Annotated in this window: 13 protein-coding genes; 3 read left to right on the forward strand and 10 right to left on the reverse strand. The window is 68.1% G+C overall.

The features are described from left to right. The first annotated feature begins 281 nt into the window (after positions 1 to 281). Both BSP109_RS03515 and BSP109_RS03520 read left to right on the forward strand, forming a co-directional pair. Positions 282 to 2,138, forward strand: a complete 1,857-nt coding sequence (locus BSP109_RS03515) for an L-lactate permease (protein ID WP_101599391.1) — start codon at positions 282 to 284, stop codon at positions 2,136 to 2,138. 58 nt (positions 2,139 to 2,196) lie between these two features. Then, positions 2,197 to 2,949, forward strand: coding sequence for an IclR family transcriptional regulator (locus BSP109_RS03520; protein WP_101599392.1), 753 nt, complete (start codon positions 2,197 to 2,199; stop codon positions 2,947 to 2,949). Between the two features lie 145 nt (positions 2,950 to 3,094). Here the strand turns inward: BSP109_RS03520 and BSP109_RS03525 are convergent, their stop codons facing one another. Beyond that, positions 3,095 to 4,780 (reverse strand): ribonuclease J, encoded by a 1,686-nt coding sequence (locus BSP109_RS03525; RefSeq protein WP_087008262.1) that lies wholly within the window; start codon positions 4,778 to 4,780, stop codon positions 3,095 to 3,097. Then, complete coding sequence (gene dapA, locus BSP109_RS03530) at positions 4,774 to 5,697, reverse strand: 4-hydroxy-tetrahydrodipicolinate synthase (RefSeq protein ID WP_101599393.1); 924 nt, start codon at positions 5,695 to 5,697, stop codon at positions 4,774 to 4,776. The genes BSP109_RS03525 and dapA overlap by 7 nt, the downstream gene beginning before the upstream one ends. 47 nt (positions 5,698 to 5,744) lie before the next feature. Here dapA and BSP109_RS03535 point away from each other — a divergent pair, with 47 nt between their 5' ends. Further along, on the forward strand, positions 5,745 to 7,106 hold the full coding sequence (locus BSP109_RS03535; RefSeq protein ID WP_101599394.1) for a heparan-alpha-glucosaminide N-acetyltransferase domain-containing protein: 1,362 nt from the start codon (positions 5,745 to 5,747) through the stop codon (positions 7,104 to 7,106). Here BSP109_RS03535 and BSP109_RS03540 read toward each other — a convergent pair. The 8 genes from BSP109_RS03540 to BSP109_RS03575 all read right to left on the reverse strand — a co-directional run bounded on the left by BSP109_RS03540 (position 7,066) and on the right by BSP109_RS03575 (position 15,566). Further along, positions 7,066 to 8,274 carry a MalY/PatB family protein gene (locus BSP109_RS03540; RefSeq protein ID WP_101599395.1) on the reverse strand — a complete coding sequence of 403 codons (1,209 nt, stop codon included), beginning with the start codon at positions 8,272 to 8,274 and terminating at the stop codon, positions 7,066 to 7,068. The genes BSP109_RS03535 and BSP109_RS03540 overlap by 41 nt on opposite strands. After that, positions 8,271 to 8,726, reverse strand: coding sequence for a tetratricopeptide repeat protein (locus BSP109_RS03545; RefSeq protein ID WP_087008255.1), 456 nt, complete (start codon positions 8,724 to 8,726; stop codon positions 8,271 to 8,273). Before BSP109_RS03545 ends, BSP109_RS03540 begins: the two co-directional genes overlap by 4 nt. Then, on the reverse strand, positions 8,723 to 9,475 hold the full coding sequence (dapB, locus tag BSP109_RS03550) for a 4-hydroxy-tetrahydrodipicolinate reductase (RefSeq protein WP_087008252.1): 753 nt from the start codon (positions 9,473 to 9,475) through the stop codon (positions 8,723 to 8,725). Before dapB ends, BSP109_RS03545 begins: the two co-directional genes overlap by 4 nt. Positions 9,476 to 9,610: 135 nt before the next feature. Next, entirely contained in the window at positions 9,611 to 10,231 is a 621-nt protein-coding gene (locus BSP109_RS03555) for a superoxide dismutase (RefSeq protein WP_087008250.1), read from the reverse strand. Positions 10,232 to 10,360: 129 nt separating this feature from the next. Continuing rightward, complete coding sequence (locus BSP109_RS03560; RefSeq protein ID WP_087008248.1) at positions 10,361 to 11,671, reverse strand: pitrilysin family protein; 1,311 nt, start codon at positions 11,669 to 11,671, stop codon at positions 10,361 to 10,363. A 9-nt stretch (positions 11,672 to 11,680) separates the two neighbouring features. Next, positions 11,681 to 13,909: a polyribonucleotide nucleotidyltransferase gene (locus BSP109_RS03565; protein ID WP_087008246.1), complete on the reverse strand. Its 2,229-nt coding sequence runs from the start codon at positions 13,907 to 13,909 to the stop codon at positions 11,681 to 11,683. Between the two features lie 365 nt (positions 13,910 to 14,274). Further along, positions 14,275 to 14,544 carry a 30S ribosomal protein S15 gene (gene rpsO, locus BSP109_RS03570; RefSeq protein ID WP_101599396.1) on the reverse strand — a complete coding sequence of 90 codons (270 nt, stop codon included), beginning with the start codon at positions 14,542 to 14,544 and terminating at the stop codon, positions 14,275 to 14,277. 83 nt (positions 14,545 to 14,627) lie between these two features. After that, positions 14,628 to 15,566 (reverse strand): bifunctional riboflavin kinase/FAD synthetase, encoded by a 939-nt coding sequence (locus tag BSP109_RS03575; RefSeq protein WP_101599397.1) that lies wholly within the window; start codon positions 15,564 to 15,566, stop codon positions 14,628 to 14,630. Positions 15,567 to 15,579 lie beyond the last annotated feature (13 nt).

The following is a 15,579-nucleotide window of genomic DNA, read 5'->3' on the forward strand; positions in this document are numbered from 1 at the left end:
GTCGGTCCGGCCGGACTGTATGTCGGTCGTCACGTCTCTGCCTGCACGCTAGCACCGGGACTCATCACTGGTGAAATCACGATCCCGTGTCGTGGAATCACGGCTGATTCTGTCCGGCGAAATCACGGTTTCATTCCGATTGGAGTCCGCTGTGCAAGATTCCCGACCGTCGCTCACGGCAAACGAGCAGGAACGTGATAGAAAACTCACAGTGACCGAACTCTCAGCACTGCGCTGGGTCCGGTCGACATCCGACTCTGAACACTCGACGGGACTCCCTCATGGACAACATCGCAGTCGCAGCTCTGCTGGCGGCTTCACCCATCATCGTGGCGGGCGTGCTCCTGCTCGTCTTCCGCACCCCCGCCACCGTCGCCATGCCTGCGGCACTGGTCGTCGCAGCACTCGTGGCGTTCTTCGGCTGGGGCATCTCCGCCGTCACGATCACCGCATCGGTGATCCAGGGGATCATCGTGGCCCTCGGCCTCCTCTGGATCGTCTTCGGAGCGCTCCTGCTCCTCTCGACCCTGACCAAATCCGGTGCGATCGACTCGATCAAGGCCGGTTTCGTCTCCATCTCCCCTGATCGCCGCATCCAGGTCGTCATCATCGCGTTCCTGTTCGGCAGCTTCATCGAGGGCGCCGCCGGTTTCGGAGCCCCCGCCGCCGTCGTGGCCCCTCTCCTGCTGGCACTCGGGTTCCCCGCCGTCGCCGCCGTGCTCGCGGGCCTCATCATCCAGTCGACACCGGTGAGCTTCGGCGCCGTCGGCACTCCGATGCTCACCGGCATCGGGCAGGGCCTCATATCCGGCGATTCCGGACGCTTCCCGCAACCAGTCCTCGACCGGATGGCGGAGCTCGGGATGACGGAGCAGTCAGCGTTCGTCGCACACACCGCTGTGCAGGTCGCCACCCTCCACGCGATCTGCGGCCTCATGATCCCACTGATCCTCGTGTGCTTCATGACGCGCTTCTTCGGTGAGCAGAAGAGCTTCCGCGCCGGTCTCGCCGTCGCCCCGTTCGCCTTCTTCGCCGCTGTGTCCTTCGTCGTCCCCTACCTGCTGGTCGCGATCTTCCTCGGCCCCGAGTTCCCTTCGCTCCTGGGCGGCATCATCAGCCTCCTGATCGTCGTGTCCGCGGCTCGCGCCGGATTCCTCCAGCCGAAGGACACGTGGGACTTCGCTCCGCGTCACCGCTGGCCCGACCGCTGGATGGGCAAAGTCGACCCGCGCACCGAGGAGGTCGTCCTCGAGAAGAAGATGCCACTCGTCCTCGCGTGGTCGCCCTACCTCATCATCGTCGCGCTGCTGCTCCTCACACGGAACATCCCGCCGCTCAAGGAGCTCCTCGGCACGACGCTGGCCATCGACTTCTCGAACCTCCTCGGTACCGGAATCAGCCAGACGTCCGACCTGCTGTACTCCCCCGGCTTCCTCTTCATCATCGCCGCACTGCTCACCATCCCGCTGCAGCGCATGGGCAGGAACCAGGTCGCCGGGGCGTGGCGGGTCGCGGGCAAGCAGATCGCCGGCGCCGCGTTCGCACTGCTGTGCTCCGTGCCGATGGTCCGCGTGTTCATCAACTCCGGCGCGGACTTCAACTCGTCCGGCATGGACTCCATGCCTCTCACCCTGGCGGAGGCGGCGGCGAACTCGATGGGCAGCGCGTGGCCGCTCGTCGCACCGTTCGTCGGAGCATTGGGAGCGTTCGTGGCCGGGTCGAACACGGTCTCCAACCTCATGTTCTCGCAGTTCCAGTTCGCGACCGGTGTGAATCTCGGCGTGGAGTCGCCGGAGACGATCGTCGCCGCCCAGGCCGTCGGCGGAGCCGCCGGCAACATGGTCGCCGTCCACAACGTCGTCGCAGCCGCCGCCACGGTGGGCCTGCTGGGACGCGAGGGCGAGATCCTGCGGAAGACCGCACTGCCGATGGTCGTCTACAGCCTCCTGGCCGGGTCCATCGCGTTCATGATGGTGTTCGGCGGTGGGCTGAACCTCGGCACGATCGTGTTCGCGCTGCTCGTCATCGGACTCGTCACAGCGTTCTTCACGCTGCGCAGGACGAACGACGTTCCGAACGGCGACCTGCTCCCCGACCGGCCCAGCGGGTCTGTCGAGGACGCGCCGGTGAGTCGCTGACGCACACCGCACGTAGCCGCCGCGGGGCCTCCCCGCGGCGGCTACGCTGGTGAACACGATGACTTCCCAGACCTCCCCCTCCCGCCCCGCCCGCGTCCAGTCGGTCGATCGCACGATCGACGTCCTCGAAGCCCTCGCCGAAGTCGGGGGCATCGCGCGGTCCAAGGAGATCGCCCAGGCGGCCGGGCTCCCGGTCCCCACGGTGCACCGTCTGCTCGCAACCCTGAACGTCCGCGGATATGTGCTCCAGCTCCCGGACCGTCGATATGCGCTCGGAGCACGCCTGGTGCGACTGGGAACAGTCGCGGCGCAGCAGTCGGGCGCCCAGGTCCAACCGGCACTCGACCGGCTGGTGACGCGGCTCGAGGAGACGGTGAATCTGGCATTCCTCACGCAGGACACGATGACCTATGTCGCACAGGCCTCGTCGCACCGCTCGATGCGCATGTTCACAGAGGTTGGGCGACGCGTGGCCCTGCACGCGTCCGGAGTCGGCAAGGCGGTTCTCACGACGCTGCCGGAGTCCCAGGTCCGCGACGTCCTCACGACAGCAGGCACACAGGATCTCGACGCGGTGCTCGCGGAGGTCGGCGCCAGCCGCGAGCGCGGCTACGCGATCGACGATGAGGAGCAGGAGGTGGGAGTGAGGTGCCTCGCGGTCGCGGTGCCGGGTGGCCCCGCACCCGCTGGGCTGTCCGTGTCCGGTCCCAGTTCCCGACTGGGACCGCTCGTGTACGAGCAGGTGGCCGCGCAGCTGCACGCGACTGCGAAGGAGCTCGCACAGGGCTGGGCGCTCGACACGGGCTTCTGACCTCGACGAGCATCACCAGCGCACGTCACCGTGGCGTACACGTCACCGCGCGCCGCGCATCGTCGCTGATCACCCGGAGACACAGACAGGGGGCCCTGGAGAACCTTTCGGTTCTCCAGGGCCCCCTGTCTGTGTCCGGCGACCGTCAGAGCACGACGACCATCGGGACGATCATCGGCTTGCGACGCAGCTTCGATGAGATCCAGCGTCCGATCGTGCGGCGGATGATCTGCTGGAGCTGGTGCCGGTCCTTCGTGCCGTTCCGCAGCGCATCCAGCACCGCAGCTTCCAGCTTGGGCGCGATCGAGGCGAACACCTTCGCCTCCTCCGCGACACCGCGCGTATGGATCTCCGGTCCCGCGATCACTTCCCTGCGGGATGCGTCGACCGCCATGAAGACGGAGACGAAGCCCTCCCCCGCAAGTGTGAGGCGATCCTTGAGGTCCGCCTCCGTGATCGCTCCGACGGACGATCCGTCGACGAAGAGGTCCTGCGTCGGATAGGCCCCCGCGACGGTCGGTACGCCGTCGACCAGGTCGACCGCATAGCCGTTCTCCGCCAGGATGATCCGATCCTCCGGCACACCCGTCTGAGCCGCCAGTTCGCCGTTCGCCAGGAGGTGGCGCCATTCGCCGTGCACCGGCATGACGCCCTTCGGCTGGACGATGTTGTACGTGTACAGGAGCTCTGCCGCGGACGCGTGACCCGACACGTGGATGTTGGCGGACCCTTTGTGCACGACCTTCGCGCCCAGCTTCATGAGTCCGTTGATGACGCGGAAGACGGCGTTCTCGTTGCCGGGGACCAGCGAGGACGCGAGGATGACCATGTCATCCTCGCCCACATCGATGGGGTGGTTGCGGTTGGCCATGCGTCCCAGCGCGGCCATGGGCTCGCCCTGGCTGCCGGTGCTCATGAGCACGATCTGGTCATCCGGGTAGTCGCCCACCCGCTTCATGTCGATGACGGTCCCCGGAGGTGCCGTGAGGTACCCCAGATCCTGTGCGATCTTCATGTTGCGGACCATCGACCGCCCGACGAAGGCGACCTTGCGGCCGTGCGCGCTCGCCGCATCGAGCACCTGCTGGACGCGGTGCATGTGCGAGGCGAACGAGGCCACGATGATGCGGCGGGGCGCCTGCGCGAACAGGTTCACGAGGACCGGTCCGATGTCCTTCTCGAACGGAGTGAAGCCCGGGACCTCTGCGTTCGTGGAGTCCGTGAGGAAGAGATCGACGCCCTCCTCCCCCAGCCGGGCGAACGCGCGCAGGTCCGTGATGCGTCCGTCGAGCGGCAGCTGGTCCATCTTGTAGTCGCCCGTGTGCAGGACGTTCCCCGCGCCGGTCCGGATCATGACGGCCAGGGCATCGGGGATCGAGTGGTTCACCGCGATGAACTCGAGGTCGAACGGACCCAGCTGGTCCTTGTCGTTCTCCTTGACCACCCGAGTGGTCGGCTTGATGCGGTGCTCCTTGAGCTTCGCCTCGATCAGCGCGAGCGTCAGCGTGGATCCCAGCAGCGGGATATCGGCACGCTTGCGCAGCAGGTAGGGCACAGCACCGATGTGGTCCTCGTGCCCGTGGGTGAGCACCATGCCGACGATCTTGTCGTACCGGCCCTCGAGGTAGGTGAGGTCCGGGAGGATCAGGTCCACGCCCGGCTGCTCCTCTTCCGGGAACAGCACGCCGCAGTCCACGATCAGGATCTTGTCGTGGTATTCGAAGACGGTCATATTGCGGCCGACTTCTCCGAGTCCGCCGAGTGCTACGATTCTCAGAGCATCGCGGGAGGCCTTTTTCGGCTCCGCGATCTCTGTCTGATAAGTCAACACGTGAGGTATTCGCTCCTTTGCAGGGCCAGGCGCACCGCCTCCACCTGCTGGGCGTCAGCCGGCAGCAGAGGGAGGCGCGTCGTGCGCGTCGGGATCACACCCAGGAGTTCGAGCGCCGCCTTCGCGGCGACGACACCGGGCATGTGGTTCATGATCGCGTCCACCAGTGGTGCCAGGTCCGCCGCGATCCGGCGGGCCGCCGCGACATCATTCGACGCGACGAGGGAGACGATGGTGCTGATGCGGTCCGCGGCGACATGGCCAACGACGGACACGACGCCGGAGGCGCCGATCGCGAGCAGCGGGAGGTTGAGTGCGTCCTCACCGGAGTAGACGGCGATCGCTCCGTGCCCCAGGACATCCTGGGACGCGCCCAGCGCGCCCTTCGCATCCTTGACCGCCAGGATGCGCGGATGCTCCGCCAGGGACAGGATCGTCGGGGTGGTGAGGGGGACGGCCGAACGGCCGGGGATGTCGTAGAGCATGACGGGCAGCTGTGTGGAGTCGGCGATCGCACGCGTGTGGGCGATGATCCCGTCCTGCGTGGGGCGCGAATAGTACGGGGTGACGACGAGGAGGCCGTCGGCTCCGCACTCCTCTGCGCTGCGCGACAGCGCGATCGACTGGGCCGTGTGGTTCGTGCCGACTCCGGCGACGACCTTCGCACGCCCTGACGTGGCGGAGATCACGGCGCGGAGGATCTCCGCCTTCTCCAGATCCGTCGTCGTGGACGCCTCCCCCGTCGTGCCGGACACGACCAGGAGGTCGTTTCCGAGCCGCACGAGATAGTCCGCCGTCGCTTCGAGCGCGGCGTAGTCGACAGCGCCGTCCGCGGTGAACGGGGTGATCATCGCAGTACCGACGCGGCCGAAGGCCTTTCGCGCCTCGATGCCTGCTGCGTCATCTATCATGGCCATGCTCCGATCCTACCCGCCGTGCGCGGGCGAACCCGCGAAGGCTTGCCGTGCCCCCCACTCCCGCATCGCACGATCCGCAGACACCGCGACCGCCCCTGCGTGCGCGGATCCTCGGCATCGACATCGCCCGCGGTCTCGCCCTCTTCGGCATGATGGCCACGCACGTCCTGCCCCGCATGGACGAGACCGGCGACCTCACGGCCGTCGCACTGCTCCAGGGGCGCGCGTCGGCACTGTTCGCCATCCTGGCCGGCTTCTCCATCATCCTGTCGACGCGCAGCGCGCTGGCGCACACCGGCGGTCGCGGGTGGGCCGCGGCGTCCGCAGGACTCGTGATCCGCGGCGCACTCATCGCGCTCATCGGATTCGCACTGGGCGAGCTGCCCTCCGGCATCGCGATCATCCTCGTCAACTACGGCGTGCTGTTCGTCATAGCCCCGCTGTTCCTGCGCCTGCCCACCTGGCTGCTGGGCGTGAGCGCGTGGGCCTGGTTCCTCGTCACCCCGCAGCTGTCCCACGCCATACGGTCCAGCGTCGATTCCGGCTTCGCCGATTCGGGGCTGACGGTGCCGGCGTTCTCCAACATGCACATGGCGGACACATGGGTCGGGCTGTTCCTGACCGGCTACTACCCCTTGCTGCAGTGGGTCGGATACATCCTGCTGGGCATGTGGCTCGCACGGATCGACTGGTCCGATCTCCATCGCCGGATCACGCTCCTCATCGCGGGCGGAGCGCTCACCACGCTCGCACTGTCCGCCTCGGCCCTCCTCATGAACATGCGCGGACGCTGGGAGCTGGATTCGCTCTACGGTGAGGAGTCCGTGACCGGGGTCCACACATACGTCGACCGCGTCATCATGCTGGGCGCCTACGGGGTCACTCCTGCGGACTCCCCCTGGTGGCTCGTCACCGCGGGCCCGCATTCGGGCACGACGTTCGACCTCGTGCAGACCGCCGGGGTCGCGATGGCGGTGCTCGCCCTCTGCCTCCTGCTGGGCCCGCTCCTGGACCGCGGCCCGGCACTCGTGCACGCGTGGCTGTCGCGTCCGGGCTCGATGCCCCTGAGCATGTACACGCTCCACATCTGCCTCCTGGCGCTCGGAGAGATGACCGCGCTGAGGACCGTGCCCTGGCTCGACACGCAGACGGAGTGGTTCTGGGTCAACGTCGTCGCGGTCATCGTCGCCGGACTGGTGTGGACCGGCCTCGTCTCGAGCCGGGGCCCGCTGGAGGCGGTGCTCACCGCGGCCGTGCGAGCGGTGCAACGTTCGGTGCTCGGCGACGGTCTGGATCCGTCCGGGGGCCAGACTCCTGCCGACGATCGGTCACCGCCCGACTGTCAGAATCCCCCCGACGGTGCGCGCGTCAGCGGGCCGAGGCGGCCGCAGCCTCCCCCATCTGCGTGACGGCCTCCGCGAGGATCTCCGGTCGTGTCGCGAAGTTCAGGCGCACCGCGTTCTCCCCGCCTCTCCCGAACACGTGCCCGGAGCTCAGCGCCACCTGAGCCTCGTCGAGGAAGAACTTCGCCGGTCCGGCGAGATCGGAGACCACTGCGAGCGCGTCTGCGGAGGCGGATGCCTCCAGACCCAGCGCCGAGGCGTCCAGCCAGGCGAGGTACGTGGCCTGCGGAGGCGTCCACGCCACCTGGGGAAGATGGGTCGACAGCAGATCGCCCAGGAGCGATCGGTTCTCCTCGAGTCCCGCGAGCAGGGCATCGAGCCAGTCCGCGCTGTGGGCGAACCCGGCGGTGTGCGCGAGGATGCCGAGGTGGCTGGGCCCGTGGCCGACCTCCTCCGGCAGGCGCGCGAGGTCGGACGCCGCATCGGGTCCGGCCATCAGCAGCGCCGCCTTGAGCCCTGCGAGGTTGAAGGCCTTCGAGCCGCTCGTGAGCGCGAACGCGTTCTCCGCACCCGCGACCGACAGCAGGGGCACGAAGGACGCGTCGGAGTAGACGAGCGGCGCGTGGATCTCGTCGGAGATGATCCGCGCGCCGTGGCGGCGTGCGACCTCTGCCGTCGCCTCGAGCTCCGTCCGCGAGTGCACCGTGCCCGTGGGATTGTGCGGGTTCGACAGGAGGACCACGGGATGTGCGGAGCCGAGCGAACGTGCGCGCACCAGTGCGTCTTCGATCGCGGCGGGGTCGAGCCTGCCGTCGGCCGTGAGCGGCGTCTCCACCACCTGCCGGTCCGCGTGCGTGACGAAGGCGAAGAACGGTGCGTAGACCGGCGAGGTGACGACCACGGCGTCCCCCGGTGCGGTCAGCAGGCGGAGCGTCTCGACGATCCCCATCATCACGTCCGGCACGAGTGCGGCGCGCGACGGATCCAGCCCGTCCCATCCCCAGCGCTCCGATGCGAAGCGGGCCACGGCCTCGGCGTAGTCCGTGCCGTACGGATAGCCGGTGTCACCGGATTCCGCCGCGCGGATGATCGCCTGGGACACGGCGGGCGCGAGCGTCACGTCCATCTCCGCGACCCACAGCGGCAGGACGGTGTCCGGATACAGGCGCCATTTCATACTCGTGCGCGCTCTGAGGTCTGCGCGCGTGGGGCCGAGGAGCGGGTTGGAGATCATGCGCTCACGCTATCGCGCTTCTCCATCCGGATGGCTCGTCGCATCGATTCCCGCGCGCGCTTGCGATCCCCCGCGGCGTCGTACGCGCACGACAGCCGGAACCAGGAGCGCCAGTCATCGGGCGCCGTATCGGTCTCCGCGCGGTAGCGCTCGAACTCCGCATCCGCCGCTTCCCGCACGATGCGGCCGCCGGGCGTGCGCGGGAGGTTGTCCGGGGGCAGTCCGCCCTCGCTGGCGAGCACATCGGCGATGCGCTCCGTCTGGGCACCGAACATCAGCTCGCGCACGAGCGTCCAGGCACCGACGATCGGCAGCGCGAAGAGCGCCAGGCCGAGTCCCTTCGCGAGCAGCGACTCGTCCGTCACCATGATCCAGGCCCGCTGATACGTGAACCAGAAGTAGAGCAGCAGCGCGATCGAGACGATCGCGACCCCCACCTTCGCCCGGGTCATGCGAGGTCCAGGTAGGACTCGAGCCCCACGTCCAGGCCGCTGCGCTCACCGATCGTGCGCACGGCGGTGAGGATCCCCGGCATGAAGGCACTGGTGGAGAAGGTGTCCGTGCGCAGGGTGAGCGCTTCGCCGTCGGAGCCGAACATGATCTCCTCGTGGGCGTTCATCCCCTGCTGGCGTACCGCGTGGACGTGGACGCCGTCGATCGCCGCACCGCGGGCGCCGTGGGGATCCGAGTCGGTGGCATCCGGCATGTCGGGCAGCCCGGCGTCCGCACGCGCCCGCGCGATGCGCTGTGCCGTGTGCACGGCGGTTCCCGACGGCGCGTCCAGCTTGCGCGTGTGGTGGATCTCGAGGATCTCCGCCGAATCGAAGTACGGAGCCGCGAGCTCTGCGAAGCGCATCGCGAGCACGGCACCGATCGAGAAGTTCGGAGCGATGAGCACGGCGGTCTGCGGCTGATCGGCGAGGCGGGTCCGGAGTCCGTCGAGGCGCTCCGCAGTCCACCCTGTCGTCCCGACGACTGTGTCGATGCCGTGATCGACCAGGAACGCCACGTTGGCCTCCGTCGCGCCGGGGACCGTGAGCTCGACGGCGACGTCGACCTTCGCGTCGAGGATCTGCTCGATCGGATCCGAGCTGCCGAGCGCGGCGGTGAGGACGAACCCGTCTGCGGCTTCGATCGCCTCGACGGCATGCGACCCCATGCGCCCCTGTGCTCCGATGACGCCCACTCGGATGTCGCTCACGTGTCACTCCCTGTTCCCCGATCCCGGTGGATCGGCCTGTGCTTCGCGGTCGTGACCGATTCTACGGGCCGGCGCCGAACGACGAAGCGCCCCCGCTCCGAAGAGCGGGGGCGCTGTCGCACTGGCAGTGGTGCGTCAGGCGATGAGGCCCGGCGTCTGCGTGCGTGCGCGCTCGAAGCGTGCCTGCACGTCCTCCCAGTTGACGATGTTCCACCAGGCCTTGACGTAGTCCGGCTTCACGTTCTGGTAGTCGAGGTAGAAGGCGTGCTCCCACATGTCGAGCTGCAGCAGCGGGATGTAGCCCACCTGCACGTTGCCCTGCTGATCGTAGAGCTGCTCGAGGGTGAGGCGCTGACCCAGCGTGTCCCACCCGAGGATGGCCCAGCCGGAGCCCTGGATCGACGTCGCCGCGGCCGTGAAGTGGCCCTGGAACGCATCGAATCCGCCGAACTGGTCGTCGATCGCCGCTGCGAGCTCTCCGGTGGGCTTGTCGCCGCCGTCCGGGCTCATGTTGTTCCAGAAGATCGTGTGGTTGATGTGGCCGCCGAGGTTGAAGGAGAGGTCCTTCGACAGCTTGCTCACCGTGCCGAATTCGCCCTTCTCACGGGCCTCCGCCAGCTGTTCGAGCGCGGTGTTCGCACCCTTCACGTAGGTCGCATGGTGCTTGTCGTGGTGCAGCTCCATGATGCGACCGGAGATGTGCGGCTCCAGCGCTGCGTAATCGTACGGAAGGTCGGGAAGGCTGTACTCAGCCATGTGATGCCTCCTTGTGTTCGTCGGGTGGGCGGAACGCCCCTCCACATTCATCGACCCTATCCCGGGCCGCTATCAGGGACAACGGCACCGGGACCTGCGGATATTCCCCCACGGCGGGACCTTCTGGAATCAGCGAAGCGAGGGCATCGGCAGATCGCCCCGCGGGCCGACTGCTGCGAGCGCCCATTCCTGGGAGAGCAACCCTACCGCGTGCGCACGGATCTGCTCCGGCGTCACGGAGCGGACCCGGTCGATGAGCACCTCGGCGCTCAGCAGGGGCACTGCCGTCAGTTCGTGGCGGGCGATCCGATTCATGCGCACCGCAGTCGATTCGAGTCCCAGAACGGTGCCGCCCGCCAGCTGCGACACGACGTCGTCCACCTCGTCCGCGCCCGGTGCGCGGTCCGCGATGCGGAGCAGCTCCTCCCGCACGAGCGCGAGGACCTGGTCCGAGGATTCCGGCGCGCACCCTGCGTACACGCCGAACAGTCCGGCGTCCGAGTACTGGCTGAGCACGGTCTGGACGGAATACGCGAGACCATGCTCTTCCCGTATCCGCTGGAACAGCCGTGACGCCATGCCTCCGCCCAGCAGGTTCGACAGGACGAGGTGCACGAAGCGGTCATCATGCCCTTCGGGCAGGCCTGCTGTGCCCAGGATGATCCCCTGCTGCTCGGTCGCACGTTCCCGCACATGGATGCCGGGGGTGAAGAGAGCGGGGGTCAGAGCGTCGGCAGCGGTGTCCCGGGCTTTCGCGCTCTGTGCGAGAGGCCGGACTGCGCGGGTACCGGCGATGTGCGCCGTGACCTGCTCGACGACCTCGGCATGGGATGCTCCCCCGGCGGCGGCGAACACCAGTCCGGGACCGGCGTACGCGTCCTCGTAGTGCTCACGCAGGACGCTGTGCTCGAGCACACGGATCTGCCGGCGCGTCGCCCCGACGGGGCGCCCGAGCGGCTGATCGGCGAACGCGAGCTGCTCGAAGTCCTCGAACAGCTGGTCCGTCGGATCGTCCGCGGCCATCGCGAGCTCCTCCACGATGACGCCGCGTTCGCGCTCGAACTCCGCTTCGTCGAGCGTGGACCGCAGGACCATGTCCCACAGCAGCTCGCCCACGCCGTCGAGGTCGCTCACGAGGCACCGCGCGTAGTAGCAGGTGTACTCCTTCGCCGTCACGGCGTTGGAATCACCGCCGGTGCGCTCGAGGCCGCGTGCGATGTCCCGCGGGCTGCGGGTCGCCGTTCCCTTGAAGAGCATGTGCTCCAGGAAATGCGTGGATCCCGCGGCGACGTGGGACTCGTGGCGTGAGCCCGAGCCCACCCAGACGCCGACGGTCTCCGACTGCAGGCCGGGAACGGTCTCGGTGATGATGCGAATGCCGCCGGGGAGGACGGTGCGCTCGATGCGACCGCCCTCCCCGGCTGAGAGGAGCTCACTCACGTGTGCGGATCAGGCCTCCTCGGCCGTCTCCGCGGCCGCGTCGTCGTCCGAATCGTCCGTCACCGGCACGAGCGACAGCTTTCCGCGATCATCGATCTTGGTGATCTCGACCTGGACCTTCTGGCCCACGCTGAGAACGTCCTCGACCTCTTCCACGCGCTTGCCCTCGTTCAGCTTCCGCAGCTCCGAGATGTGGAGCAGGCCGTCGCGGCCCGGGCTCAGCGACACGAACGCGCCGAAGCTCATGAGCTTGACGACGGTGCCGAGGTAGCGCTCTCCGACCTCAGGGACCTGCGGGTTCGCGATCGCGTTGATCGCACTGCGGGCGGCTTCCGCCGCGACGCCGTCCGAGGCACCGATGAGGACGGTGCCGTCGTCCTCGATGCTGATCTGCGCGCCGGTGTCCTCCTGGATCTGATTGATCATCTTGCCCTTGGGCCCGATGACCTCACCGATCTTGTCGACGGGGATGTTCACGGAGATGATCCGCGGTGCAGTCGGAGCCATCTCCGCCGGAGCGTCGATCTCCTCCTTCATCACGTCGAGGATCGCGAGGCGCGCTTCGCGCGCCTGCTTGAGCGCGGCGCTGAGCACGGTGGCCGGAAGGCCGTTGAGCTTCGTGTCGAGCTGGATCGCGGTGATGAACTCACCGGTGCCCGCCACCTTGAAGTCCATGTCGCCGAACGCGTCCTCTGCACCCAGGATGTCCGTGAGCGCGGCGTAGGCGGTCTGAGGTCCGTCCGGCGTGTCGACCAGGTCGGAGACGAGGCCCATCGCGATTCCGGCGACGGGAGCGCGCAGCGGCACACCCGCGTGGAGCATCGCCAGCGTCGAGGCGCAGACCGAGCCCATCGAGGTCGAGCCGTTGGAGCTCAGTGCCTCGGAGACCTGGCGGATGGCGTAGGGGAACTCCTCGCGCGTCGGCAGGACGGGCATGAGCGCGCGCTCAGCGAGGGCACCGTGACCGATCTCGCGGCGCTTGGGGCTGCCCACGCGACCGGTCTCACCGGTGGAGTACGGCGGGAAGTTGTAGTGGTGCATGTAGCGCTTCGACTTCACCGGCGACAGCGAGTCGATCTGCTGCTCCATCTTGAGCATGTTGAGCGTCGTGACGCCGAGGATCTGCGTCTCGCCGCGCTCGAAGAGGGCCGATCCGTGGACACGCGGCAGCACACCGGTCTCCGCGGACAGGGGACGGATGTCCTTGAGCCCACGGCCGTCGATCCGGACCTGCTCGGTGAGGATGCGCTTGCGGATGACCTGCTTGGTGAGCGCATTGAGCGCTCCCGCGATCTCTCCCTCGCGTCCCTCGAAGCGCTCTGCGAGCTGCTCGTAGAGGGAGGTGAGCAGCACGTCGCCGGCGGCTTCGCGCTCCTGCTTGTCCGCGATCTGGAAGTTCTTCGTCTGCTGCTCGAGCGCGAGCTCCTCGACGGCCGCGTAGACGTCGTCCTGGAATTCGCTGAAGACGGGGTAGTCGGCCGTGGGCTTCGCCGCACGGGCAGCGAGCTCGCTCTGTGCGCGGACGAGCTCACGGATGAAGGGCTTCGCCGCTTCGAGGCCGCTCGCGACGACGTCTTCGGTCGGCGCGGTGGCGCCGCCGCGGACCAGATCGATGACCCGATCCGACGACTCCGCCTCGACCATCATGATCGCGACGTCGTCACCGACGACGCGACCGGCGATGGCCATGTCGAAGACTGCGTCCTCGAGCTGCTCGTGGGTCGGGAACGCGACCCACTGGTCATCGATCAGTGCGATGCGCACACCGCCGATCGGACCGTTGAAGGGCAGACCGGACAGCTGAGTCGACATCGACGCGGCGTTGATCGCCAGCGTGTCGTAGAGGACGCCGGGCGCCACCGACATGACGGTGACGACGACCTGGACCTCGTTGCGCAGACCCTTGACGAAGGTGGGGCGCAGCGGGCGGTCGATGAGGCGGCAGGTGAGGATGGCGTCCGTGGACGGACGGCCCTCACGGCGGAAGAACGAGCCGGGGATCCGGCCGTCCGCGTACATGCGCTCCTCGACGTCGACGGTCAGCGGGAAGAAGTCGAAGTGCTCCTTCGGCTTCTTGCTGGCGGTCGTGGCCGACAGGAGCATCGTCTCGTCATCGAGGTAGGCGCAGACGCTGCCCGCGGCCTGCTGGGCGATGCGACCGGTCTCGAAGCGGACTGTGTGTGTACCGAAGCGCCCGTTGTCGATATGGGCGACGGTTGACTCGGGGTTGATCCCCACGGTGTCTCCGTTCTGCCGCCGCGCACGTCGAACGAGCGGGCGGCGGGATGGTTGCGCCGCGTCCCCGTGTGGGACCGGCGCGCTGTGGCCGACGGCAGTGCGCTGCGCGTTCGCGCGGCACGTCGTGTTTTCGGCGGCCTTCGATCGAAGCCCACGCACATCGTATTGCGGAGGCCACTGTCGAGGACCGACGACGCTGCCATCGGGTACTGGACTCGCCCATCGTAGCAAGTGGACCGGACCTCTCCGGCCACACGCTCCCGGCGGATGCGGGAAGCCCCCTCCCACCGCACGGTGGAAGGGGGCTTCGAAACGCTCAGCGACCGGCTCAGGCGCCGGGAGCGCTGGGCGGCGAGCAGGCGGACTCAGCGGCGCAGGCCGAGGCGGCCGATGAGCTCGCGGTAGCGGTTGACGTCCGTGTTCTGCAGGTACTTGAGCATCCGGCGGCGCTGTCCGACGAGCAGGAGCAGGCCACGACGCGAGTGGTGGTCGTGCTTGTGCTCCTTGAAGTGCTCCGTCAGATCGGCGATGCGGCGAGACATGACAGCGATCTGAACCTCCGGAGAACCGGTGTCGCCTTCGTGTGTCGCGTACTCCTTGATGATCTCCTGCTTGACCGTGGGGTCGAGAGCCATATGAGTCCTCCGTGGTGTCGCTGCGCGGCGCCCGGACCTTCTGTCCGAGCACTGTGGAACCGCGGCCGATGATAGAACGGCGACTAAGAGACTAGCACAGAGCGGGCACGGTCCACGTCCTCGTGCATCTGCGCGATGAGCGGCTCCATCCCCCGGAAGGCGACCTGGCCGCGGATGCGCTCGACGAAGGAGACCTCCATCGTGTCCCCGTACACGTCGAGATCCGCGAACCGGACGTCGAGCGCATGCCCCTCGACGGTCCGCACGCTGCCGTGGAACGTCGGGTTCGTCCCGACGGAGATCGCGGTGGGCAGCCGCAGCCCGCGGGAGGGGAAGTGCATCCACCCGGCGTAGACCCCGTCCGCCGGGACCAGGCCCTCGGCCTCCAGGTCCAGATTCGCCGTGGGGAAGCCCATCTCGCGCCCGCGCTTCTCTCCGTGCACGACGGTGCCCGTGAGCGTGTGGTTGTATCCGAGCTGGTCTGCGGCGGAGCGCACGTCGCCCTCTTCGAGCAGCCGACGGATGGCGCTCGAGGAGTGCCGCGTCCCCTCCCCCACCTCGTCGATGACGACGACGTCGAAGCCGTGGCGACGGCCGAGCGCGGTGAGCGCCTCCAGATCGCCCGAGTTCCCCCGGCCGAAGCGGACGTCGTGACCGACCACGACGGCGCTGGCGCGGAGCTTCCCCACGAGGTGGTCGAGCACGAACTCCTCCGCTGACTGGTCCGCGAAGGCGAGCGTGTACGGCTGGACGAGGACGGCATCGACTCCGGATCGCGCGATCCGCCCGAGGCGCTGGTCGAGGCTGCAGATCAGCTCCACCGGCGAATCCGACTGGTGCACGATCCTGGGATGCGGATCGAACGTCACGACGACCGACCGGAGGCCGCGGGAATCCGCCGCTGCTCGGAGCTCGTCGAGCACGACCGCATGACCGCGGTGCACACCATCGAAGTTGCCGATGGTGATCACTGTGCGGCCGTAGTCCGCGGGTATGTCCTCAGGCCTTCGGAAGATGTCCACCTGCGTCCTCTCA

The sequence above is a fragment of the Brevibacterium sp. Mu109 genome (assembly GCF_900169375.1).
Lineage (GTDB): Bacteria > Actinomycetota > Actinomycetes > Actinomycetales > Brevibacteriaceae > Brevibacterium > Brevibacterium yomogidense_A.

Bases quoted from the DNA above. Each gene is read 5' to 3' on its own strand.
- BSP109_RS03515 (WP_101599391.1), top strand. From the start codon at position 282: ATGGACAACATCGCAGTCGCAGCTCTGCTGGCGGCTTCACCCATCATC.
- BSP109_RS03520 (WP_101599392.1), top strand. From the start codon at position 2,197: ATGACTTCCCAGACCTCCCCCTCCCGCCCCGCCCGCGTCCAGTCGGTC.
- dapA (WP_101599393.1), bottom strand. From the start codon at position 5,697: ATGGCCATGATAGATGACGCAGCAGGCATCGAGGCGCGAAAGGCCTTC.
- BSP109_RS03540 (WP_101599395.1), bottom strand. From the start codon at position 8,274: ATGATCTCCAACCCGCTCCTCGGCCCCACGCGCGCAGACCTCAGAGCG.
- BSP109_RS03545 (WP_087008255.1), bottom strand. From the start codon at position 8,726: ATGACCCGGGCGAAGGTGGGGGTCGCGATCGTCTCGATCGCGCTGCTG.
- BSP109_RS03555 (WP_087008250.1), bottom strand. From the start codon at position 10,231: ATGGCTGAGTACAGCCTTCCCGACCTTCCGTACGATTACGCAGCGCTG.
- rpsO (WP_101599396.1), bottom strand. From the start codon at position 14,544: ATGGCTCTCGACCCCACGGTCAAGCAGGAGATCATCAAGGAGTACGCG.